The sequence below is a fragment of the Micromonospora sp. NPDC093243 genome (genome assembly GCF_044753725.1).
Classification (GTDB): domain Bacteria; phylum Actinomycetota; class Actinomycetes; order Mycobacteriales; family Micromonosporaceae; genus Micromonospora.
Map to the genome: position 1 here is coordinate 96,167 of NZ_JBIVNT010000001.1, position 20,809 is coordinate 116,975.

24 protein-coding genes are annotated in these 20,809 nt (G+C 73.4%); 10 read left to right on the forward strand and 14 right to left on the reverse strand.

Annotated features, from left to right (window positions below):
* Nucleotides 1-135: 135 nt before the first annotated feature.
* The 4 genes from mshC to ACIP9D_RS00500 all read right to left on the reverse strand — a co-directional run bounded on the left by mshC (nt 136) and on the right by ACIP9D_RS00500 (nt 3,723).
* On the reverse strand, nt 136-1,374 hold the full coding sequence (gene mshC, locus ACIP9D_RS00485; RefSeq protein WP_350876989.1) for a cysteine--1-D-myo-inosityl 2-amino-2-deoxy-alpha-D-glucopyranoside ligase: 1,239 nt from the start codon (nt 1,372-1,374) through the stop codon (nt 136-138).
* An 88-nt stretch (nt 1,375-1,462) separates the two neighbouring features.
* Nucleotides 1,463-2,281 (reverse strand): SCO1664 family protein, encoded by an 819-nt coding sequence (locus tag ACIP9D_RS00490; protein ID WP_350876991.1) that lies wholly within the window; start codon nt 2,279-2,281, stop codon nt 1,463-1,465.
* Entirely contained in the window at nt 2,278-2,862 is a 585-nt protein-coding gene (locus tag ACIP9D_RS00495) for a DUF3090 domain-containing protein (RefSeq protein ID WP_350876993.1), read from the reverse strand. The genes ACIP9D_RS00490 and ACIP9D_RS00495 overlap by 4 nt, the downstream gene beginning before the upstream one ends.
* Before the next feature lie 147 nt (nt 2,863-3,009).
* The gene (locus ACIP9D_RS00500; RefSeq protein WP_350876995.1) at nt 3,010-3,723 is read right to left on the reverse strand and encodes a histidine phosphatase family protein; all 714 of its coding nucleotides are present in this window, start codon (nt 3,721-3,723) and stop codon (nt 3,010-3,012) included.
* An 857-nt stretch (nt 3,724-4,580) separates the two neighbouring features.
* Between ACIP9D_RS00500 and ACIP9D_RS00505 the strand changes: the two genes are divergently transcribed.
* The gene (locus tag ACIP9D_RS00505; protein WP_400449089.1) at nt 4,581-5,180 is read left to right on the forward strand and encodes a hypothetical protein; all 600 of its coding nucleotides are present in this window, start codon (nt 4,581-4,583) and stop codon (nt 5,178-5,180) included.
* A gap of 67 nt (nt 5,181-5,247) precedes the next feature.
* Here the strand turns inward: ACIP9D_RS00505 and ACIP9D_RS00510 are convergent, their stop codons facing one another.
* Together ACIP9D_RS00510 and ACIP9D_RS00515 are read right to left on the reverse strand one after the other, a co-directional pair.
* Nucleotides 5,248-6,084 (reverse strand): undecaprenyl-diphosphate phosphatase, encoded by an 837-nt coding sequence (locus ACIP9D_RS00510; protein ID WP_350876498.1) that lies wholly within the window; start codon nt 6,082-6,084, stop codon nt 5,248-5,250.
* Nucleotides 6,081-7,133, reverse strand: a complete 1,053-nt coding sequence (locus ACIP9D_RS00515) for an LLM class F420-dependent oxidoreductase (protein ID WP_350876500.1) — start codon at nt 7,131-7,133, stop codon at nt 6,081-6,083. Before ACIP9D_RS00515 ends, ACIP9D_RS00510 begins: the two co-directional genes overlap by 4 nt.
* Nucleotides 7,134-7,323: 190 nt before the next feature.
* On the opposite strand from ACIP9D_RS00515, the gene ACIP9D_RS00520 reads away from it, so the two are divergent.
* On the forward strand, nt 7,324-8,295 hold the full coding sequence (locus tag ACIP9D_RS00520; RefSeq protein WP_350876502.1) for an aldo/keto reductase: 972 nt from the start codon (nt 7,324-7,326) through the stop codon (nt 8,293-8,295).
* Between the two features lie 32 nt (nt 8,296-8,327).
* Here ACIP9D_RS00520 and ACIP9D_RS00525 read toward each other — a convergent pair whose 3' ends face one another.
* Genes ACIP9D_RS00525 through ACIP9D_RS00535 form a run of 3 tightly spaced genes read right to left on the reverse strand, consistent with a single transcriptional unit; the run spans nt 8,328 to nt 10,647 of the window.
* On the reverse strand, nt 8,328-9,236 hold the full coding sequence (locus ACIP9D_RS00525; protein ID WP_350876504.1) for a hypothetical protein: 909 nt from the start codon (nt 9,234-9,236) through the stop codon (nt 8,328-8,330).
* A 20-nt stretch (nt 9,237-9,256) separates the two neighbouring features.
* Nucleotides 9,257-10,318, reverse strand: coding sequence for a WXG100 family type VII secretion target (locus tag ACIP9D_RS00530; RefSeq protein WP_350876506.1), 1,062 nt, complete (start codon nt 10,316-10,318; stop codon nt 9,257-9,259).
* Nucleotides 10,315-10,647: a hypothetical protein gene (locus tag ACIP9D_RS00535; protein ID WP_350876508.1), complete on the reverse strand. Its 333-nt coding sequence runs from the start codon at nt 10,645-10,647 to the stop codon at nt 10,315-10,317. Before ACIP9D_RS00535 ends, ACIP9D_RS00530 begins: the two co-directional genes overlap by 4 nt.
* A gap of 92 nt (nt 10,648-10,739) precedes the next feature.
* On the opposite strand from ACIP9D_RS00535, the gene ACIP9D_RS00540 reads away from it, so the two are divergent.
* From ACIP9D_RS00540 to ACIP9D_RS00550, 3 genes are all read left to right on the forward strand, one after another.
* A complete protein-coding gene (locus tag ACIP9D_RS00540; RefSeq protein ID WP_350876510.1) occupies nt 10,740-11,159 on the forward strand; it encodes a YbaB/EbfC family nucleoid-associated protein in 420 nt (139 codons plus the stop codon).
* Nucleotides 11,156-12,040, forward strand: a complete 885-nt coding sequence (locus ACIP9D_RS00545; RefSeq protein WP_350876513.1) for an SseB family protein — start codon at nt 11,156-11,158, stop codon at nt 12,038-12,040. The genes ACIP9D_RS00540 and ACIP9D_RS00545 overlap by 4 nt, the downstream gene beginning before the upstream one ends.
* A 98-nt stretch (nt 12,041-12,138) precedes the next feature.
* Complete coding sequence (locus ACIP9D_RS00550; protein WP_053655860.1) at nt 12,139-12,330, forward strand: DUF5703 family protein; 192 nt, start codon at nt 12,139-12,141, stop codon at nt 12,328-12,330.
* Nucleotides 12,331-12,417: 87 nt separating this feature from the next.
* Here the strand turns inward: ACIP9D_RS00550 and ACIP9D_RS00555 are convergent, their stop codons facing one another.
* The gene (locus tag ACIP9D_RS00555; protein ID WP_350876515.1) at nt 12,418-13,071 is read right to left on the reverse strand and encodes a hypothetical protein; all 654 of its coding nucleotides are present in this window, start codon (nt 13,069-13,071) and stop codon (nt 12,418-12,420) included.
* Nucleotides 13,072-13,129: 58 nt separating this feature from the next.
* Nucleotides 13,130-14,458: a M20/M25/M40 family metallo-hydrolase gene (locus ACIP9D_RS00560; RefSeq protein WP_350876517.1), complete on the reverse strand. Its 1,329-nt coding sequence runs from the start codon at nt 14,456-14,458 to the stop codon at nt 13,130-13,132.
* Between the two features lie 139 nt (nt 14,459-14,597).
* Here ACIP9D_RS00560 and ACIP9D_RS00565 point away from each other — a divergent pair, with 139 nt between their 5' ends.
* From ACIP9D_RS00565 to ACIP9D_RS00575, 3 genes are all read left to right on the forward strand, one after another.
* Entirely contained in the window at nt 14,598-15,197 is a 600-nt protein-coding gene (locus tag ACIP9D_RS00565) for a hemerythrin domain-containing protein (protein ID WP_350876520.1), read from the forward strand.
* Between the two features lie 109 nt (nt 15,198-15,306).
* A complete protein-coding gene (locus ACIP9D_RS00570) occupies nt 15,307-16,314 on the forward strand; it encodes a LysR family transcriptional regulator (RefSeq protein WP_350876522.1) in 1,008 nt (335 codons plus the stop codon).
* 19 nt (nt 16,315-16,333) lie between these two features.
* On the forward strand, nt 16,334-16,579 hold the full coding sequence (locus tag ACIP9D_RS00575) for a hypothetical protein (protein ID WP_350876523.1): 246 nt from the start codon (nt 16,334-16,336) through the stop codon (nt 16,577-16,579).
* Nucleotides 16,580-16,706: 127 nt separating this feature from the next.
* Here ACIP9D_RS00575 and ACIP9D_RS00580 read toward each other — a convergent pair whose 3' ends face one another.
* From ACIP9D_RS00580 to ACIP9D_RS00590, 3 genes are read right to left on the reverse strand one after another with little or no spacing between them, the layout of a single operon-like run.
* Entirely contained in the window at nt 16,707-17,057 is a 351-nt protein-coding gene (locus ACIP9D_RS00580; protein ID WP_350876525.1) for a DUF3140 domain-containing protein, read from the reverse strand.
* Nucleotides 17,057-17,257, reverse strand: coding sequence for a hypothetical protein (locus ACIP9D_RS00585; protein ID WP_350876527.1), 201 nt, complete (start codon nt 17,255-17,257; stop codon nt 17,057-17,059). The genes ACIP9D_RS00580 and ACIP9D_RS00585 overlap by 1 nt, the downstream gene beginning before the upstream one ends.
* Complete coding sequence (locus tag ACIP9D_RS00590; RefSeq protein WP_350876529.1) at nt 17,254-19,809, reverse strand: ATP-dependent Clp protease ATP-binding subunit; 2,556 nt, start codon at nt 19,807-19,809, stop codon at nt 17,254-17,256. Before ACIP9D_RS00590 ends, ACIP9D_RS00585 begins: the two co-directional genes overlap by 4 nt.
* 175 nt (nt 19,810-19,984) lie before the next feature.
* Here ACIP9D_RS00590 and ACIP9D_RS00595 point away from each other — a divergent pair, with 175 nt between their 5' ends.
* Both ACIP9D_RS00595 and ACIP9D_RS00600 read left to right on the forward strand, forming a co-directional pair.
* Nucleotides 19,985-20,398: a hypothetical protein gene (locus ACIP9D_RS00595; protein WP_350876531.1), complete on the forward strand. Its 414-nt coding sequence runs from the start codon at nt 19,985-19,987 to the stop codon at nt 20,396-20,398.
* Nucleotides 20,399-20,548: 150 nt separating this feature from the next.
* Nucleotides 20,549-20,809: a hypothetical protein gene (locus ACIP9D_RS00600; protein WP_350876533.1), complete on the forward strand. Its 261-nt coding sequence runs from the start codon at nt 20,549-20,551 to the stop codon at nt 20,807-20,809.

Below are 20,809 nucleotides of genomic sequence, written 5' to 3' on the forward strand. Positions count from 1 at the left end.
CCCGCCCGCCCCCGCCCCCGCGATCATGCAGTTGTGGTGGGCGGATCGCCCACCACCGTGCCTTTTGCGAGGCACCACAACTGCATGATCGACCCGGGACAGGGGTGGGGGCGGGGCTGGGACTGGGGCTGGGGGTTAGAGGCGGATGCCGAGGAGGGCGTCTACCGTCTTCGCGAAGAGGGCGGGGGCGGTGGAGTCGTCGCCGGTGCCGGCGAGGGCCTGCTCGGCCCAGGCGTCGGCCACCGCCAGGGCGCCCGGGCTGTCCAGGTCGTCGGCGAGCCGGTCACGTACGCCGGCCAGCAGCTCGGCCCCGGACGGCCCGGCGGGCGCGGCGGCGGCCCGCCGCCAGCGGTCCAGCCGCTCCTGCGCCGCGCTCAGCAACTCGTCGGTCCAGGTGCGGTCGCTGCGGTAGTGCCCGGTCAGCAGCGCCAACCGGACCGCCATCGGGTCGACCCGGTCGGCCCGCAGCCGGGAGACGAAGACCAGGTTGCCCCGGGACTTCGACATCTTCTCGCCGTCCAGCCCGATCATGCCGGCGTGCACGTAGTGCCGGGCGAACGGCGCCTCGCCGGTCAGCCGCTCGGCGTGCGCCGCGGACGCCTCGTGGTGCGGGAAGAGCAGGTCGTTGCCGCCGCCCTGCACGTCGATCTGGTTGCCCAGCAGGTTCAGCGCGATCACCGCGCACTCGATGTGCCAGCCCGGGCGACCCGGCCCGAGGTCGCCGCCCGGCCAGGACGGCTCACCCTCGCGGGTGCCGCGCCAGAGCAGAGGGTCGAGCGGGTCGCGCTTGCCGGCCCGGTCCGGGTCACCGCCGCGCTCCGGGAAGATCTTCAGCATCTCCTCCCGGCTCAGGTTCGACTCGTAGCCGAAGCGAGGCGTGGCGGAGATGTCGTAGTAGACGTCGCCGGTGCCGTCGTCGAGGCGGTAGGCGGCGCCGTCCTTGAGCAGCAGCTGGACCTTGTCGGCGATATCCGGGATCGACTCGACGGCGCCCACGTAGTGCTCCGGCGGGATGATCCGCAGCGCCTCCATGTCCTCGCGGAACAGCGCCGTCTCGCGCATCGCCAGGACCACCCAGTCCTCGCCGTCGCGGGCGGCCCGCTCCAGCAGCGGGTCGTCGATGTCGGTGACGTTCTGCACGTAGCGGACCGGACGCCCGGCGTCCCGCCACATCCGCTGCACCAGATCGAAGGTAATCATGGTGGCGGCGTGGCCGAGGTGGGTCGCGTCGTACGGGGTGATGCCGCAGACGTACATCCGCGCCACGTCCGTCGGATCGCTCGGGTGCACGCCCTGCCGCGCCGAGTCGTACAACTCCAGCGGCCGGCCGCTACCCGGCAGCCGCGGCACCTCGTGTCCCGTCCACGCTTCCATGACCGCCAGCCTAACCAGCCGGCCGGGGCCGGGCGGCCGCCCCCACAGGTGATCAACATGACAGCAGGTCGAGGCGGGCCCGCTCAGCTCACATCGGCGGCCAGGGCACCGCCGGCCAGTCCTCCGACGGCAACGGGAACCGGCCGGTGTCGCGCAGCCGGTCGATCCGGGCGGCCAGCTCGGCGATCTCGCTGATCGTCAGATGGTCGTCGAGTTCGGCGCCGAGCGGGCCGGTGACCTGGCCGGCGAGCGCGTCGAGCATCTGCGTCGCGTCCGGCGGCAGCTGCCGGCCGGCCCAGCCCCAGAGCACCGTGCGCAGCTTGCCCTCGACGTGGAAGCTCACCCCGTGGTCGACGCCGTAGATCCGGTCGTCCGGCCCGACGAGCACGTGCCCACCCTTGCGGTCGGCATTGTTGATCACGGCGTCGAGGACCGCGAGCCGGGCCAGCCGAGGATCGTCGGCGTGGGCCAGCGCGTACGGGGTGCCGTCGTCGTCGCGGGCGGCCGCGATCGGGAACCAGCGTGGCGGCAGCTCGTCGGCCGGTACGAACCCGACCAGCGGCTCGGCCTCCTCCGGCTCGTCGATCCAGAGCTGGCACGACCCCGGCCCGAACGGGCCGTCGCGCAGCACCGTCGGCGGCACCAGATCCCAGCCGGAGGCCCGGGAGACCAGGTAGGCCGAGACCTCCCGGCCGGCGAGGGTGCCGTCGGGGAAGTCCCAGAGCGGGCGTTCGCCCCGCACCGGCTTGTAGACGCAGCGGGCGCTGAGGTCGTCCAGGGTCAGCACCCCGCGCAGGGTGGTGTTCGACGCGTCGACCAGCCGGCCCTCCAGGGCGAGCTCGCCGTCACGCAGCAGCCGGAGTGCGGCGCTGCCGTCCTGTCGGGGCTGGATGCCGGACGACGTCACCGGTGGTAACCGTTGTGCCGCGGGCAGAGGTGCCCGGCGGGATCCAGCGGTTGGCCGCAGAGCGGGCAGGGCGGTCGACCGGCGTTGACCACTCGCCGGGCCCGCTCGATGAACTCGCGGGTCGCCTGCGGGGTGAGCCGGACCCGCAGCCGGTCGAGGTCCTCGTCCGGCTCCTCGTCGTCGTCATCGTCGTCATCGTCGTCGTCGGATTCGCCCAGCTCGACCTCGGCCTCCGCCTCCCCGGCGGCGATCGCCTCGATCACCACGGTGGCGCTGTCGACGTCGAAGGCCAGCCCGAGGGTGCCGACCCGGAACTCCTCGTCGACCGGCGTGTCCAGCGGCTCGTTGTCGCCGATCACGGCGGGCGCCTCGGGCAGATCGACCCCGAAGCGGCGCTGCGCCTCGGTGAGCAGCTCCTCGAGCTTCTCGGCGAGCAGGGACACCTGGACCTTCTCCAGCGCGACGCTGACCAGCCGGCCGCCGCCGCGCGCCTGGAGGAAGAACGTGCGCTCCCCCGGCGGCCCGACGGTCCCGGCGACGAACCGCTCCGGCGGCTCGAAGGCGTGCACCTGGTGGGTCATACCCACGACCCTATCCGGCCCGTCATGGCGTCGCGCACCCCACCGACCCGAATCGCCGCCCGGCCGGCGCGCCCGCCGTACCGCCGGACCCGGTCGGGCGTGGCGACCCCGCCGGCCTCGGGGTCGGCTCGGCGCCGCCCGCGGGGTTCAGTGGGCCGCACCGGCGCCGCCGCCCACCGCGGCGTCCGAGTCGGTCGGCCGGGGGGTCCGCCGGCGGCGCTTGCGCGGCGCCGGGACCAGACCGGCCAGGTCGCCGCCGGTGTCGTTGAGCCGGACCAGGAACGGTCGCAGCGGGGTGTAGCGGATCGCGGTCACCGATGCCGGGTCCGCGACGATCCGCTGGAAGAGATCCAGGTGTACGCCGAGCGCGTCGGCCACGATGGCCTTGATCACATCGCCGTGGCTGCAGGCCAGCCAGACCGCCTCGGGCCCGTGCTCGGCGGTGACCCGGGCGTCCCAGGAGCGCACCGCCGCCACCGCGCGGGCCGCCATCGCGGCCATCGCCTCCCCCTGCGGGAAGACCGCGGCACTGGGGTGTTGCTGGACCACCGGCCAGAGCGGCTCCTTGGCCAGCTTCTTCAGCGGTTGCCCCTCCCAGCTGCCGTAGCCGCACTCGATCAGCCCCTCCTCGACGGCCGGGGTCGCGTCGGGCAGCGCCAGCTCCAGCGTCTGCCGGCACCGGATCAACGGGCTGGTCACCACCGCGGCCAGCGGCAGGCCGCGCAGCCGCTCACCCACCGCGGCGGCCTGCGACCTACCGGTCTCGTCCAGCTCGACCGGTTGCCGACCGGCTAGGCCGCCGTCGGCGTTCGCGGTCGTCCGGCCGTGTCGCAGAAGCAGAAGGGTCGCCACGGGGACCACCCTATGACCTCGCCGACCGCCCCGACCGGCCGCGCTCGCCGAGCGTACGCATTGCACGCGCTGCCGGCCCTGTCCGGGCCCGACGGAGGTCCCCGGGGTCGGACCTCGCCATGGTCCGTTCCGTCTCGCCCGACATGGCGGTGTCCGGGCTGGGTGGGTACTGCCATGGGCTATCTGGAGTCGATCGGGCGGGTCCGTCGGGTTTGACCAACTCGGGCTCAGTGATGTCGGCGTGTCCCGGTGGCTTCGTCACCCCGACTTCAGTGATCCCGGGTCGGTCGCCGGTACTGGCGCTGGCATGGGCTCGGCGGGCCGGCCCCGGCCCGGACCATATCGGCGTGCTCGCGCCCCCGGACGCGTGCGGGACAGGCCGAGACCGGTCGGTGCCGTGTGGCTGATTGTCCGGTTTCCGGGGCGCAATCTGCGAGGGCTGGCGCCGAGCCGCCATGCATGCCTCCTGCGGCAGCCCGAGGCCCGTTGCGACCCGTGCCACCTGGGCGCGTCTGGGCGATTTGGGGTGTGACCGGAGGCATCCCGGCGCCGGAATGGTGGGCAGCCCGGCGTCGTTGAATACCCCCGACGGCCGAGGTAGCAGCCCCGCTCGCCGGCCGGTCCATCCGGTCGCCGACGGTGGCCCAACCCCGGAATGATGGTGGGCCGCCGGTCGTTACACCTGGACCCGACGCCGTAAGCCCCCCGCGTCGGATCCCCTTGGTCGATGAGCCCCTGACGTGTGGCCCGGCCGGAAGACTTTCCCCCTTGATCCACGAGCGCCTTGTCGAGGTGCCGCACACCCGCGCACGTATGCCGACCCCCGTCGGTGGTGTGGGTGTCTACCCCCGAATTGGAGCTTCCCGATGAACACGATCATGCGTAAGAGCGTTCTGAGTGTTGCTGGTCTGGCTTTCGCCGGTGGGATCTTCGCCGGCCCCGTCGCCGCCCACGCCGCCGCGCCGGTCGTGGACGCCAAGCCCACCGCCGTAGCGGTGGTGCAGGTCGACAAGCCGGGTGTGGACACCGCCAAGCTGATCCCGCACGGCACCCAGGGCACCCAGTCGCGTATCGACCTCAACGACGAGCAGACCACCAACGTCAAGGCGATCATCGCGGCGACGAAGAAGTCGGGTCTGGACGAGCGGGCCGCGGTCATCTCGATCGCCACCAGCCTGCAGGAGTCGAAGCTGGAGAACCTCGGCCACCTCGGCGACATGAATGACCACGACTCGCTGGGCCTGTTCCAGCAGCGCCCCTCCAGCGGTTGGGGCACCCCGGAGCAGATCACCGACCCCGTCTACTCGACGATGGCGTTCCAAAAGGGTCTCAAGCAGGTCGACGGGTGGCAGGACATGCCGCTGACCGACGCCGCGCAGACGGTGCAGGTGTCGGCCTACCCGGACGCCTACGCCCAGTGGGAACAGCAGGCCGCCGACCTCGTCGCCCAGCACTGGAACAGCTGACAAGCACGATCTGACCGCTGGCCGGCACCCTGACACGGGTGCCGGCCAGCGGCGTGTTCGCTGGCGGTCAGGTGGCGGAGATCGTGCCGGTCATCAGCAAGGCGAGGACCAGAGTGCCCAGCGCCACCCGGTAGAGCACGAAGACGTACAGGGTGTGGTGGGCGACGTAGCGCAGCAGCCAGGCGATGGCCGCGTACCCGATGCCGAACGCGATGAGCGTGGCCACGATCAGCATGGCGACGGTCGGGGCCGCGGTGCCCGGCGCGGACGGCTCGAAGACGTCGCCGAGGCTGAACACCCCGGAGAGCACCACCGCCGGGATGGCCAGCAGGAACGAGTACCGAGCCGCCGCCTCCCGGGTCAGGTTGAGCAGCAGGCCTGCGGTGAGCGTGCCGCCGGACCGGGACACCCCGGGCACCAGCGCCATGGCCTGGGCGAAGCCCATCACCACGCCGTCGCGCATCCGGAAGTTCTCCAGGGTGCGGGTCTGCCGACCCCAGTACTCGGCGAAGGCCAGCACGAAGGCGAAGACGATCAGCGTGGTGGCCACCAGCCAGAGGTTGCGCCCGGCGGTCTTGATCTGGTCCTTGAACAGGAAACCGAACGCGCCGATCGGGATGGTGCCGACGATGACGTACCAGCCCATCCGGTAGTCCAGGCTGGAGCGCACCGAACGGTCGCGCAGCCCGAGCAGCCAGGTACGGGTGATCCGCCAGATGTCCTTGGCGAAGTAGATGAGCACCGCCGCCTCGGTGCCCAGCTGGGTCACCGCGGTGAACGACGCGCCGGCGTCGCGGCCGAAGAAGATCGCCGACGTGATCCGCAGGTGCCCGGACGAGCTGACCGGCAGGAATTCCGTGAGCCCCTGGACGATGCCCAGGACGATGGCCTCGACCCAGGTCACTCGCCGACTCCGGAGAGCTCCAGCGCCTCGGCGACGGTACGCAGGGTCTGCACGCCGCTGTCCCGGTCCGCCACGAACAGGGTCACCGACAGCGTGGTGACGCCGGCGGCGGCGTACTCCCTCATCCGCTCGGCGATGCGCTCCTTCGGGCCGAGCAGCGAGGTGCGGTCGATGAACTCCATCGGCACCGCGGCGGCCGCGTCACGTTGCCGCTTGGCCAGGTAGAGGTCCTGGACCTCCTTGGCGGCGTCGCCGTAGCCCATCCGGGTGGCCAGCTGGTTGTAGAAGTTCTGCTGCCGGCTGCCCATCCCGCCGACGTAGAGCGCGGCGTACCAGCGGACCAGCTCGGCGCAGGTGGCCACGTCGTCGCCGACCACCACCGGCACCGAGGGCACCACGTCGAAGCCGGCCAGCTCCTTGCCGGCCCGGGCCCGCCCGGCGCGGACCGCGTCGAGCTGCTCCTGGGCGAACTCCGGGGCGTAGAAGACGGCCAGCCAGCCGTCGGCGATCTCACCGGCCAGCTCGAGGTTCTTCGGGCCGACCGCGGCCAGGTAGATCGGGATGTGCTCGCGGGGTGGGTGGAAGCCCAACCGCAGCGCCTTGCCCGGCCCGTCGGGCAGCGGCAGGGTGTAGAACTCGCCGTCGTACGCGACCTCCTTGCGGGCGATCGCGAGCTTCACGATGTCCACGAACTCGCGGGTCCGCGCGAGCGGCTTGCCGAAGCGCACACCGTGCCAGCCTTCGGAGACCTGCGGGCCGGAGACGCCCAGGCCGAGCCGGAACCGGCCGCCGGAGAGGGCGTCGATGGTCGCCGCTGTCATCGCGGTCATCGCCGGGGTGCGGCCGGGGATCTGCATCACCGCGCTGCCCACGTCGATCCGCTCGGTCTGACCGGCCATCCAGGCGAGCATGCTGGGCGAGTCGGAGCCGTACGCCTCCGCCGCCCACACCACCGAGTAGCCGAGCCGATCCGCCTCCTGGGCCAGGGCCAGGTGGTCGGCCGGCGTGCTCCACGCTGTCTGGTATCCGAGGCTGAGCCCGAGTCGCACTGGTCCTCCCCCATCCGCACCACAGGTCGCATCAGGTTACGCAATGCGGGCGGTCGGCTCGATCACCGGCTCACCCGCAAGGCTGCGAGGTGCGGTTCCGGCGGCCGGGCGGCAGGAACACCGGCAGAAGCCGAGCAACATGACGGGAGCGAGGATATCGGTTGCGGCAGGTTCGAAATAAGGTTCACCCATGCAACAGCGACCGCTCGGCCGAAGCGGGCTGGCGGTTTCGCGGCTCGCGCTCGGCACCATGACCTGGGGCCGGGACACCGACGCCGACGATGCGGCCGCCCAGCTGAAGAGTTACCTCGACGCGGGCGGCAACCTGATCGACACGGCCGACGTCTACGGCGACGGTGACGCCGAGTCGGTGATCGGGTCGCTGCTCGGCAGCCTGGTCCCCCGCGACGAGCTGCTCATCGCCACCAAGGCGGGGCTGCGGCCGGGCAGCGGACGGCGCCGGGACGGCTCCCGGGGGCACCTGCTGCGGACGCTGGACGCGTCCCTGCGCCGGCTCGGCACCGACCACGTCGACCTGTTCCAGGTGCACGGCTACGACCCGGACACTCCGCTGGAGGAGACCCTGGGCGCGCTGGACCACGCGGTGGCCAGCGGTCGGGTCCGCTACGTCGGGGTGTCGAACTTCTCCGGCTGGCAGACCGCGCGGGCGGCGGCCTGGCAGACCGCGTGGCCGGGCCGGGCGCCGGTGGTGGCCGCGCAGGTCGAGTACTCGTTGCTGGAGCGGGGCGTGGAGCGGGAGGTGCTGCCCGCCTGCGACGCGCTCGGGTTGGGCGTGCTGCCGTGGTCGCCGCTCGGTCGGGGGGTGCTCACCGGCAAGTACCGGCACGGCCGCCCGGCGGACTCCCGGGCCGCGTCGCCGCACTTCGAGCGGTTCGTCGCCACCTACCTGGAGCCCCGCTGCTCCAGCATCGTGGAGGCGGTGGCCACCGCCGCCGGTGGGCTCGGCGTCTCGCCGACGGAGGTGGCGCTGGCCTGGATCCGGGACCGGCCCGGGGTGACCGCGCCGATCCTGGGCGCCCGCACGGTCGGTCAGCTGCTCGGTGCGCTCCAGGTGGAGCGGATGACACTGCCCGAGGAGATCACCACCGCGCTGGACGACGTGTCGTCGGTGCCGGTCGGCTACCCCGAGCGCGACAGCTGACCCGCCGGGCGCCGCCGGAGCGCTCGGCCGGGTCAGGGCGTCGGCCGCTGCCCGGGAAGCTCACGGATCGCGGTCAGGAAGCGGGACTGGTCGTCGCGCAGCGCCGGGTTGACGATCCGGATCCATGAGCCGTCGTCGAAGAAGATGGTGGACGGGAACTGCACCAGCCCCGCCGTGCCGCGCTCGGAGTCGACCCGGAGCACCCGGCTGCGCGGCACGCTCCACAGCACCCGTGGCTGGCGCCGGTCGGGGCGGCCCTCGTCGGGCCGGCGCCCCATCCGCAGCAGGTACAGGTGGGTGTCGGTCACCGCCAGCGGCGTGCCGCTGTAGCGCTCCAGGAAGAGCAGCAGGCTGCCGGCGAGGGTGGCGAGGTCGCCGCTGAAGACGTAGCGGCGGCGGTAGGCGATCTCGGCGAGCTGGTCGGCCAGCGGGCGGTACCGGCTGAGCCGGAAGAGCGCCCGGAACGCCTCCTGCTCCTCGGTCAGGGGCAACGGCTCCCGCTGCACCGGCTGGTGCGGTGGGCCGGACTGCGGCGGCGCTTCCTCGGGCAGCCCGGCGGCGAGGGCGGCGGCCTTGCCGGGCAGCAGCAGCACCCCGGCGGCCAGCCGCACCGGCGTCATCACCGCGTCCACCCAGACCACCGGGTTGACGATGTTGAGCAGCCCGAACAGCGCCCGAGGATCGAGCGCCTCGGCCATCTCGTCGGCCATCCGGTCGGCCAACTGGCTGCCCGCCCGGTGGTTCTCGGGCGCCCGGACCGGGGCCAGCCCGACGTAGCGCAGCTCCTGACCGCTCAGCAGCGGCGCGACGAGGGCGCGCTCGGGCTCGTCGCTGGTGCGGAACTCGTCGCGCAGCTCGCGGGCCTTGTCGCGGGCCGCTCGGGCACCGCCGCGCACCGCGTCGGCGAACCGACCGAGCCGACCCCGATCCCCTGACGTCACGCGCTACCTCCTCGACCGGGCTACCGGCCCGTGGGCTGTTCGGCCGGCGGCTGCCCGAAGACATTCTGGTCGATCCAGTCGGCGCCGTCCTGCACCTTCTCGCCGATCTGGTCGCCGACCAGGTCCGCGCCGGGCACGGAGAGGCCGGAGGTGAGCGCCACGGTGCCCCAGGTGACGCCGTGCACGACGGAGTTCGGCACGTTCCACGGCAGGTTGGTGGCCCAGTCGCGGGCGATCACCCGAGCGCCGTCGGTGAGACCGTGTGCCCGCAGCGCGCCGGCCCGGTCGAGGGTGCTCATGTCGAACGGCGAACCCGACTTGCCCAGCTTGTAGGTGCCCTTCGTTGGGTCGGTGACCTTGTGGTACCACTTGTCGGCCTTGCCGGCGGCGCGCCGCTTGTCGGCGTACTTCGCGCCCTTGCGCAGCGCCTTCTGCTTGTCGACCAGCTTGTCGAGGTGGCTGCGCAGCTTGCGCAGGTAGAGCAGCACCCGCTGGAGCAGCCTGATCACCTTCTGCAGGTGGGTGGCGAGCGGGCGGATGACCTTCAGCGCCCGGGTCACCGCGATCATGCCCCGGGTCACCGCCAGCCCCACGCCGGCGGCCCAGGAGGCGCCGGCGGTGAACGGCGCCATGAGCAGCGCGGTCACCAGCGTGACCAGCAGGAAGTTCACGAACTCGACGCAGAGGTCGACGAGCACGTCGTGCACCATCTGCAGGCCGTCGGCGACGCCGCGCAGGTATTCGGCGGTCGCGGTGAACTGCGCGGCGAGGTCGAGCAGCTGCTGCTCCACCTCGGCGAGCCGCTGGCCGTACGCCTCACCGGCGGGCGAGCGCCACCCGGCCTGCGCGGCCAGCCGGACGCCGCGGTGCCCCTGCGCCAGGTCACGCACCTGCGCGGCCAGCGCGTCCCACTCCGCGGCCTTGGCGCGCAGGGCGGCGGGCTCGCCGTCGACCATGTCGACGAGCTGGATCAGCGGCCAGGCCAGGGTGCGGCAGACGCTGTCGACCGCGTCCTGCACCCCGGAGAGCGCGTTGTCGAGGCCGTTCCACAGCTGGACGGCGCTGCCGGCGGGCCCGCTCATCCCGGCATCCTCGACTGGATGGCCTTGAAGCCGGCGTCGATGTCCTGCTCGTTGAGCTCGTACATCTGCACCGTGTCGCCGAGCGCGAGGGCGACCCGCTGGAACGCGTCGTGCGCGGAACGGAACAGCTCCTGGCCGCCGGTGACCTGCTCGGCGTACTTGTCGCGCAGCATGTCGCTGGCGAACGGCAGGTGGCCGAAGGCGCCCGACGGCACGTCGCCGGCGGAGGCGATCTGGCTCTCCAGCGCGGCAAGCGAGCTGGCGACCTGCTTGGCGGCTGTCTCCAGTCGACGCACCGCGTGCACGTCGACCTCGATGTCAGGCGGCATGCCTTCCTCCCCCGTGTGTCCGGCGCACCGACGATACGATTCATCGGCCACCGGGCACCACCCCGGTGCCACCGTCCACGGGGGAGGATCTCATGGCTGACCCGCTGTCCGCGTTCGACGCGCTCGCCGGGCGGATCGCCGACATCGAACGGCGCTTCGCCGGCCTTCGCGACGACCTGACCGAACTGTCCGCCACCGCGACCGACGAGAGCGGCCTCGTCTCCGTGACCGTCGACGCCACCGGCGTGCTCACCGGCCTGAGCTTCGCGCCGAGCGCGCTGCGCGCCGGCACCGAGGGGTTGGCGGAACTGGTGCTCGAGGCGTACGGCAAGGCCCGCTCGGTCGCCGCCGAGCAGGTCGAGGAGCGCACCGAGGGGCTGGACGCCCAGCTCGGCGCCGGGCTGGGCGAGCTGTTCGGCACGCCCGGCGACTTCTCCGCGATGGGCCGCCTGGAGGAGACCATCGGCCGGCTCGGGCGCCTCGACGGCCGCCTGCCCGGCTCGCCGGCATGACCCCACCGACCTGGCCGGAGATCACCGCGCGGCTGCGTGACACCCTCGCCCGCTGTGACCGCGACACCGACCTGGAGCTCGCCGCCGGTCCGCGCGCGATACGGCTGCTGGTGCGCCGCGAGGTGGTCCGGGCGCTCTGCCCGGGCTACGACGAGGCACGCCTGGCCGCGCTCGGCTGGCGCCGCCCGACCGACGGGGCCGGCTGGTGGTACGAGACGACGCGCAGCCCGGAACGGCTGGACTGGCTCAGCGCGTTCGTCACCCGCACCGCGGCCGAGGTGCTGACCGCCGACCCGGGCGCGCTCTCCTGCCGACCCGTGCCGCCCGTCGGCCACCCCTCGCCACCGCCGGTGCCCGCTCCCCGCGCGGCGGCCGAGACCGGCCCGACCCCGGCGACGGCGCCCGCCCCGACGGGCCCGGCCTCCGGGTCTGTGGCGACGGCGCCCGCCCCGACGGGCCCGGCCTCCGGGTCCGTGGCGACGGCGCCCGCCCCGATAAGTCCGGCGGGCGAACCGGCGATCGTGCGGCTGCTCGCCGCGGCCGCCGAGCGGCAGGACCTGCCCGGCTATCTCGGGATGCTGGCCGGCGCCACGGTCTGCGTCCCGCTCGCCGGGGAACCGTCGCCGGAGCACGACTTCCCCTGGACGGTGGTCGGCGACGCCACCGGCGCCCCGCTGCTGCCGGTCTTCACCTCCCCGCAGGCGCTGGCCGCCTTCGCCGGGGACGGTGTGCCGTTCGTCGCGCTGCCCTGCGCCGAGCTGCTCGCGGACTGGCCGGACGCCTCCTGGGGGCTGGCGGTGGATCCGGGCAGCGCCCGGGCCGTCGCGCTGGCCGCGCCGACGCTGACCGCCCTGCTCGCCGCGAACCCGCCACCCGAGTAGGGCACCGGCGACCAGGGCGGCAGGAACCACCCGGGTGGCGGCGTCGGTCACCCCGCTCGGGGTGGCGAACGGCCGCTGGGCTGGGCAGCATAGGGCTCATGGACTACGAATACGCGCCGCTGCGGCTCCCGCCGAACGTCGACCGGCTGACCGCCGCGGCGCAGCTGGCGATCCAGGCGGAGTTCTCCGGTTGGGAGTTGGCCCGGGTGCGGCTGTTCCGGGACGGCACGCGGCAGGTGGTGCTGCGCCGTCGGCGGGTCAACCAGCCGCAGCCTGGCCTGTCGTACTGACCAGGCCCGTCCCGGGGCGTACGCCCGGGGGCCACGCCCGCGCCCCGGGGCCGTGCCGCGCACGGCCGGGCCCCGGGGCGTCACCGCCTAGTGGGCGTGGTCGTGCTCCTCGTCCAGGTCGAGGAACGGGTGCTCGTCGAGCCGGCCGACCAGGCGGTCGTCCACGGCCGGCTGGAACGGCCCGACCGGGTCGTCGTCATCGAACGACTCCAGGTCGACCGGGGTGCCGACCTCGCTGACCATGACCACCCCGTCCAGCGGCTCCAGCTCCGGGATGTCCAGCGCGCCGAGCGAGCCGTCGCCGTTCTGCAGCAGCTCCAGCACCGCCTCACCGACGCCCTCCACGGGCGCCGGCTCGTCGTCCTCGGGGGTGCCCTCGCGGCGGGCGGCCTCGGCGACCCGGATCAGCGCCGAGACGCTGGGCACCCGGTAGTCCCGACGTTGCCGGACCGAGATCACCCGCGGGTGCGGGTCGCCGGCCTCAGCGCCCTCCGCCCCGCCGAAGCGCTCGTCGGCCTCGTCCGGGTCGATCGAGTCCACGTCCCAGGGGGTGACCTCGCCGAAGGCGTCCAGGAGTTGCTCGTCGTAGGCGTAGGACGCGTTGTTCAACGCCACGTACGCCTGCCACACGTCGTCGTCGTCGATGCGGCCCTGCGCGGCACGTACGGCGGCCAGGTGGCGGCGAGCCGCGTCGATCACCCGCTCGAGGGCGGCGTCCAGCTCACCGTGCTGGTCGGTCATGGGAGGGTGTCCCTTCACGATGGGGAGTTGCGTGCCGGATGTGGCTACCGGACACGGGCTAGCAGGTGCGGAGGAACCGGTCGAGAACCCGCACGCCGAACTGTAGTCCGTCGACCGGAACCCGCTCGTCGATGCCGTGGAACAGGGCGGAGAAGTTCAGATCGGCGGGCAGCCGCAGCGGCGCGAACCCGAAGCAGCGGATGCCGAGCTGGGAGAAGGCCTTGGCGTCGGTGCCGCCGGAGAGCATGTACGGCACCGGGCGGGCGCCCGGGTCCTCGGCGCGCAGCGCGGCCGACATCGCCTCGACCAGGTCGCCGTCGAAGGTCGTCTCCAGCGCCGGCTGGCGCTGGATGTACTCGATCGCGATGTCCGGCCCGATCAGCTCGCGCAGCTGCTGCTCGAGCAGCTCGGACTGCCCGGGCAGGCTGCGGCAGTCGATGGTGGCGGTGGCCCGCCCGGGGATGACGTTGTCCTTGTAGCCGGCGGTCAGCCGGGTCGGGTTGGCGGTGTTGCGGATCGTCGCGCCGATGATGTTGGCGATCGGGCCGAGCTTGGCGATGGCGGTCTCCGGGTCCTCCGGGTCGAGCTCGACACCGAGCAGGTCGGAGACCTCCTCGAGGAAGGCCCGCACGGTCGGGGTGACCACCACCGGGAAGCGGTGCCGGCCGATGCGGGCCACCGCCTCGGCCAGGGCGGTGACCGCGTTGTCGTCGTGCACCATCGAGCCGTGCCCCGGGCGGCCCTTGGCGTGCAGCCGCAGCCAGTCCAGCCCCTTCTCGGCGGTCTCGATCAGGTAGAGCCGCTGGGAGTCGTTGATCGAGTAGGAGAAGCCGCCCACCTCGCCGATCGCCTCCGTGCAGCCGTCGAAGAGGTCACGGTGCCGCTCGACCAGGAAGTGCGCGCCGTAGTCACTGCCGGCCTCCTCGTCGGCGGTGTACGCGAGCACGATGTCGCGCTGCGGGCGCACCCCGGTGCGCTGCCAGTGCCGCAGCACGGCCAGCACCATCGCGTCGAAGTCCTTCATGTCGATGGCGCCCCGGCCCCAGAGGTAGCCGTCGCGGATCTCGCCGGAGAACGGGTGCACCGACCACTCGTCGGCGTCGGCCGGCACGACATCCAGGTGGCCGTGCACCAGCAGCGCGCCCCGGCCGGGATCGGTGCCGGCGATCCGGGCCACCACGTTGGCGCGGCCCGGTGCGGACTCGTGGATCTCGGCCGTGACGCCCACCTCGGCGAGCTTCTCCGCCACGTACTCGGCCGCGCGGCGTTCACCGGCGCTGGTGTCGTTGTCGCCGGTGTTGGTGGTGTCGATCCGCAGCAGGTCACGGCAGAGGTCGACGACCTCGTCGGTCGGTTCGGGTCGGGCGGAGGCGGGGTCGGTCGTCATCGCTTCTTCATACCAGCAGCGGTGTCCGGGCAGGTCGCCCCGGCCCGCTTCGCGGTTTCGCGGCGCGCCGTCGGGGGTACCGCGCCGGGCGACCGTACGTTCCCCCGTCTCGCACCGCCCGCCAGCCGAGGAGGGCACCATGACCGTTCCCCTGCCGCCACTGCCGCCCGCCCCCGACGAGGGCTACCGGCCCGGTGGTCGCAGCATCGCCGACATCGTCGACTCGGAGCACCGGCAGCTGCTGGAGCTGCTCGGGCAGCTGACCGGGCCCGGCACCACCCCGCAGGAGGGCCTGCCGGTGCTGACCGCGGCGCTGTCCCGGCACCTCTCCGCCGAGGAGCAGTACCTGCTGCCGGCCGTGCGGGCGGCGGTGCCCGAGGCGGTCGAGCGGGTCGAGAAGGAGATCGACGCCGACGCCGCCCTGCTGACCGCGTTGAAGGCGCTCGGCGACGACGGGCTCGACGAGGTGGCCGAGCGGGTCCGCCGGCACGTCGAGGGGGTGGGCGCGCTGGTCGCGGCGCTGCGCGCGGTGGCCACCGAGGAGGAGCTGATCCGGCTGGGCAACCGGCTGGAGATCGCCGAGGAGGCGGCGCCGACCCGGCCGCACCCGGCGACCCCGGCCACCCCGCCGTGGAACCGGATCGTGGAACCGGCGGTCGGGGTGGTGGACAAGGTCCGGGACGTGGTGACCGGACGGCCCACGTACCTGGCCGACCTGCCGGAGCCGCCACGAGGTTGACGTCGGCGCCCGGGCGGGCGGCGGCACCGGCCGCCCGGCGACGGTCATCCATCGTCACCGATCCGTCCGGGCCCTTCCGCAGCACCGGGTGGGGTCCTACCGTCACCGTATGAACCTGGAGCTGCGACACCTGCGGGTCGTCTGCGCGATCGCCGAGACGGGCAGCGTGACCAAGGCGGCGTCGACGCTCGGCCTCGCCCAGCCGGCGCTCACCGCCCAGCTCCAGCGCATCGAACGCACACTCGGCGGCCCGCTGTTCGAGCGGGACCGGCGCGGCGCCCGGCCGACCGCGCTCGGCGAGCTGGTGCTCGCCCGGGCCCGGGTGCTGCTGCCGGCGATGAAGGGGCTGCAGGACGAGGCCGCGCGGCTGGCCGGGGCCGGGGACACGCCCCGGCGCTACCGGTTCGGCGGGGTGAACAGCCCCATCCTCGGCCGGCTGGTGCACCGGCTCGCCGCCGAGCAGCCGCAGGCGCAGATCACCACCTACGCCTCGTGGTCGGTGGACGAGCTGGCGCAGTTGGTCGTCGGGGGGCGGCTGGACTTCGTGCTCACCGGGGTCTGCGGCGACTCCAGTCCGTCGGCCGAGTTCGGGCTCAGCTGGCGGGAGGTGGCGGTCGACCCGGTGCTGGTGCTGCTACCGGAGAGCCATCCGATGGCCGACCGGGAGGAGGTGCACCTGGTCGACCTGCGTCACGAGCAGTGGGTGGCGGCGCCGGGTGACGGCTGCTTCGGCGACTGCTTCGCCGCCGCCTGCGCCCGCGCCGGCTTCACCCCGCGCAAGGTGTACGAGACCGACGTGCGCGGCTGCGTCGACCTGGTGGACGCCGGCGAGGCGATCGCGCTCTGCCAGGCCACCTTCCGTCCGGTTACCGGGCTGGTCACCCGGCGGCTGGCCGGGGTGCCGCTGCGCTGGCGGCTGATGTTCGGCTGGCACCCGGACTCCCCCGCCGGCCCGGTCGCCGAACTGGTGCTGGAGACGGCGAAAGCGGCGTACACCGATTCGCTCGTTCCGCACCCGGGCTACCTGGCCTGGCTGACCCGCAACCCCGGCTTCGGGGTCCGCCGGCCCACGGCGGCCGGCCCGGTCGCCGGGGCCGGTGGGGTGCGAACCGCCTGACGACGGGTATCACGGCCACATGACCGACCTGTATCCCGCTGCCGACGACCGCGAACTGCTGCGCCGGGCGGCCGCGGCACACACCGCCGCCGCCCAGGACGTGGAGTCCTTCCTGCGCCGGCTGCCCGAGGTGCCCGGGGCGGCGGACATCACCGAGTACGCCAACCTGCTCACCCGCGAGGAGCAGCAGCGCGCCGACCGGGAGGCGGCCGCCGACGCCGCCGGCCTGACCCTCGGCAGCCTCGAGTCCGACCAGGGCACCTGACCGAACCCCCACCCCACCCACCGCGCGTTGATCATGAAGTTGTTGTCACGACACGCCGGGCGCCGTGACAACAACTTCATGATCGACGCGCGGCCCGGCGCGCGGGCCGGCGCGGCCGGGGCGGCCGTCAGCGTTCGACCAGGACGTCGTGGCCTAGGTCGAGCAGGGAGTGGCGCCACTCGTCGTCGGCGTTGCCGCGCGACGGCTTGGCGTCCAACAGGGACTGGATCCGGTCGATGGCGTCCCGCATCACCTCGATGTCCTCCGGGGTGAGGTCCACCTTGCGCTTGCGCAGCACCGCCAGGATCTGCCGGCCCGGCTCGGGCAGGCCCAGATCCGGGTCCGCGCCGAACGACTCCTCGCCGGAGCCGCGGGTCAGCAGCCACTGGCGCAGCTGCTCGGACGGGACGTTGACCTGGGCGTGGAAGTCATCCCAGAGCACCGCAACCTCGGGTTCGAGCCGCTGCTCGCGTACCATCAGGCCTCCTCTTCCGGTGGCGGCCCGGACGCCTCCGGGTCCTCCTCGTCCTTCTTCCGGCTCAGCCCCTCCGCCGGCATCCGCACCCGGGCGGGGTTGGCAGTCGGGCGGGCCTGGATCGGCTCGGGGTGCTCGTCCTCCTGGGTGGACTCCGCCGGTTCCCGGGGCTTCTCGGGCTCGGGCGCCTGCGTCCGGCTCATCGCGGGTGTGTCGTGGTGGCGGCGGTGTAGCCGCGTTCCCCCGCCCCCACCTGGAAGGTCAGCGCGCCCTCGCTGACGTCCACGGTCACCCGCTGGCTCGGGGAGATCTGCGACTCCAGCAGCATCCGGGACAATCGGTTGTCCACCTCGCGCTGGATCACGCGGCGCAGCGGGCGGGCGCCGAACTCCGGCTGGTAGCCGTGCTCGGCGAGCCAGTCGATGGCCGCCGTGGTGACCTCGACCTGGATGTCCTGGGCGTGCAGCCGGCGTCGGGTCTCCTCCAGCATCAGCTCGGTGATCTGGCGCAGCTGCTCGGCCTCCAGCCGACGGAAGATGATCACCTCGTCGATGCGGTTGAGGAACTCCGGCCGGAAGTTCTCCTGCAGCCGGCGCATCAGCCGCTCGCGCAACTCGTCGCTCTCCTGGGCGCTGCCGGGCTCGCCGGCGCCGAAGCCGACCGAGCGCTGGGCACCGGTGATCAACTCCGAACCCAGGTTGCTGGTCATGATCAGGACGGTGTTCTTGAAGTTCACCGTCCGGCCCTGACTGTCGGTGAGCCGGCCGTCGTCGAGCACCTGGAGCAGGATGTTGAACACGTCAGGGTGCGCCTTCTCGATCTCGTCCAGCAGCACCACCGCGTACGGGCGGCGGCGCACCGCCTCGGTGAGCTGACCGGCCTCCTCGTAGCCGACGTACCCGGGTGGCGCCCCGACCAGCCGGCTGACCGTGTGCCGCTCCTGGAACTCGCTCATGTCCACCCGGACCATCCGGTCCGCCTCGCCGAAGAGCGCCTCGGCCAGGGCCCGGGCCAGCTCGGTCTTGCCGACACCGGTCGGGCCGAGGAACAGGAAGCTACCCATCGGCCGCTCGGGGTCGGCGAGCCCGGCCCGGGAGCGCCGGACCGCCTCGGCGACCGCGGTCACCGCGTCGTCCTGCCCGACCACCCGCTCGTGCAGGTGCCCCTCCAGGCGCAGCAGCCGGTCCCGCTCCTCCTCGGTGAGCTGGGCGACCGGGATGCCGGTGGCCCGGGAGACCACCTCGGCGATCTCCTCCTGACCGACCTCGGGGACCTGCGAGGTGTCGCCGTCCTCGCCGTGCGCCCGACGTACCTGCTCCTCCAACTCGCCGATCCGGTCGCGCAGCGTCGACGCCCGCTCGTACTGCTCGTCGGCGACCGCCTGCTCCTTGTCCCGACGGACCTCGTCGAGCTGACGCTCCAGGTCACGCACGTCGGCGGCCGGGGTTCGGGTACGCAACCGGACCCGGGCGCCGGCCTGGTCGATCAGGTCGATCGCCTTGTCCGGCAGGAACCGGTCGGTGACGTAGCGGTCGGAGAGCTCGGCCGCGGCGACAAGCGCCTCGTCGGTGAAACGCACCTGGTGGTGCGCCTCGTACCGGTCACGCAGCCCGCGCAGGATGGCGATGGTGTCGTCCACGCTGGGCTCGGGCACCAGCACCGGCTGGAACCGGCGGGCCAGGGCAGCGTCCTTCTCGATGCTCTTGCGGTACTCGTCCAGCGTGGTCGCGCCGATCACCCGCAGCTCACCGCGGGCCAGCGCCGGCTTGAGCATGTTGCTCGCGTCCATGCCGCCCTCGCTGCCCGCCCCGCCCGCCCCGACCAGCGTGTGGATCTCGTCCAGGAAGATGATCAGCTCTTCCCGGTGCGCCCGGATCTCGTCGATCACCTTCTTCAGCCGCTCCTCGAAGTCGCCGCGGTAGCGGGTGCCGGCCACCAGGCCGGCCAGGTCGAGCTGGACCACCCGCTTGCCGAGCAGGGTCTGCGGCACGTCGCCGTCGCAGATCCGCTCGGCCAGCCCCTCCACGATGGCGGTCTTGCCGACGCCGGCCTCGCCGATCAGCACCGGGTTGTTCTTGGTACGCCGGGAGAGGATCTCCACCGCCTGCTCGATCTCGTCGGCCCGGCCGATCACCGGGTCGATCTGGTCGTTGCGGGCCAGGTCGGTGAGGTCCTGGCCGTACTGGTCGAGGGTCGGGGTGCCCCGGTCCGGCCTCGGCCCGGTCATCGGGCCGCGCTCGGCGTTGGCGGCCTGCAACGACTCCGGCTGGATTCGCCCGGCGGCGAGCATCCGCCCGGCCGGCGACTCCGGGTTCAGCGGCAGCGCCATCAGGATGTGCTCGGGGCCGATGTAGTTCGCGCCCATCGCGCGGGAGAGCTGATGGGCGTCGAGCAGGGCCCGCTTCGCCGCCGGGGTGAGCGACAGGTTCGGCGGCACCTCGCCACGGGGGGCGCCGTCACCCCGCCCGCCGAGCGCGTTGAGCAGCGTGTCCGGGTCGGCGCCGGCCCGCCGGACCAGGTCGCGCAGCGGTTCACGTTGCAGCGCCGCCCAGAGCAGATGGTCGGTGTCCAGGTCGCTGCTCTGCCGCTGCGCCGCGCGCCGGGCGGCGTCGGCCAGCATCTCCCGCGCGTCGGCGGTCATCAGCCGGGTGATGTCGACCCGGTGCGCCGGTCGGCGCCCACCCTCACCCCGGCCGAAGTACCGGGCCAGGAACTCGTCCCACGGGTCGGAGCCGAACTCGCCGGGTCCCATCATGTCTCCTCCGCAGTTGCGAGCGGCACGGTCGGCAGGGGCTACCCGGCGGTCGGCGCGACAAACGCCGCGCGGCGCAGGGCACCGGCGCGGAACCGGACCTCCATCCGGCCCGTCGCGACCCGCCGGGATAGCCCAGCAGCAGGCGTACCAGCGGTCGCGGTGGCAGGCTGAGGCCATGGACGTACCGCCGCTGTTGATCGTGGACGCCGCGAACGTGGTCGGATCCCGCCCGAACGGGTGGTGGCGGGACCGGGCCGGAGCGACCGCCCGGCTGCGCGACTCGCTGACCGGGGTGGCCGCCGCCGGGCTGCCACCGCAGCTGCCGCCTCCGCTCGAGGTGGTGCTCGTGGTCGAGGGCGCGGCCCGGGACGTGCCGGCCGTGCCGGGGGTCGAGGTGGTCGCGGCCCCGGGCTCCGGCGACGACACCATGGTCGAGCTGGTCGGCGCGGCGCCGGAGCGCCGCCGGGTGGTGGTCGTCACCGCCGACCGTGAGCTGCGCGAACGCGTCACCGCCCGGGGCGCCGAGGTGTACGGCCCGCGCTGGCTGCGTGACGCGATGACGGGCCCGGACGCCACGGCGCGCAGCTGAGCGGCCCCGACCCGCGGTCCCGCCAATCGGACTCCCGGCGCTTCGTGGTGACAAGCGGTCAGCGGGGCAGGAACACTGACAGGGCGGATGTTCTCCCGCGCCCCGAATAGGCTCTAATGAAGGCCTCCCCGCCCCCAGGAGGTACCCCCCGTGGCGAGCGTCGCCGAGCTCAAGGCAGCCATCGACGTTGCACTGCAACAGATCGGCGACGGCCAGAGCGCCGTCCAGGCAGCCGGTGAGAGGTTGGCCGAGGCGCAGCAGACACTCGCCGGCGCGCTCGAGGGCAGCGGCCACGAGACGGTCGAGGCGGCCCAGGCCTCGTTGACCCAGGCCAGCCAGGAGCTGGAGGAGTGCCTCGCCGCCACCCTGGTCGCCGTCGAGCAGGCGCAGCTCTACGTCGCGGCCCTGTAG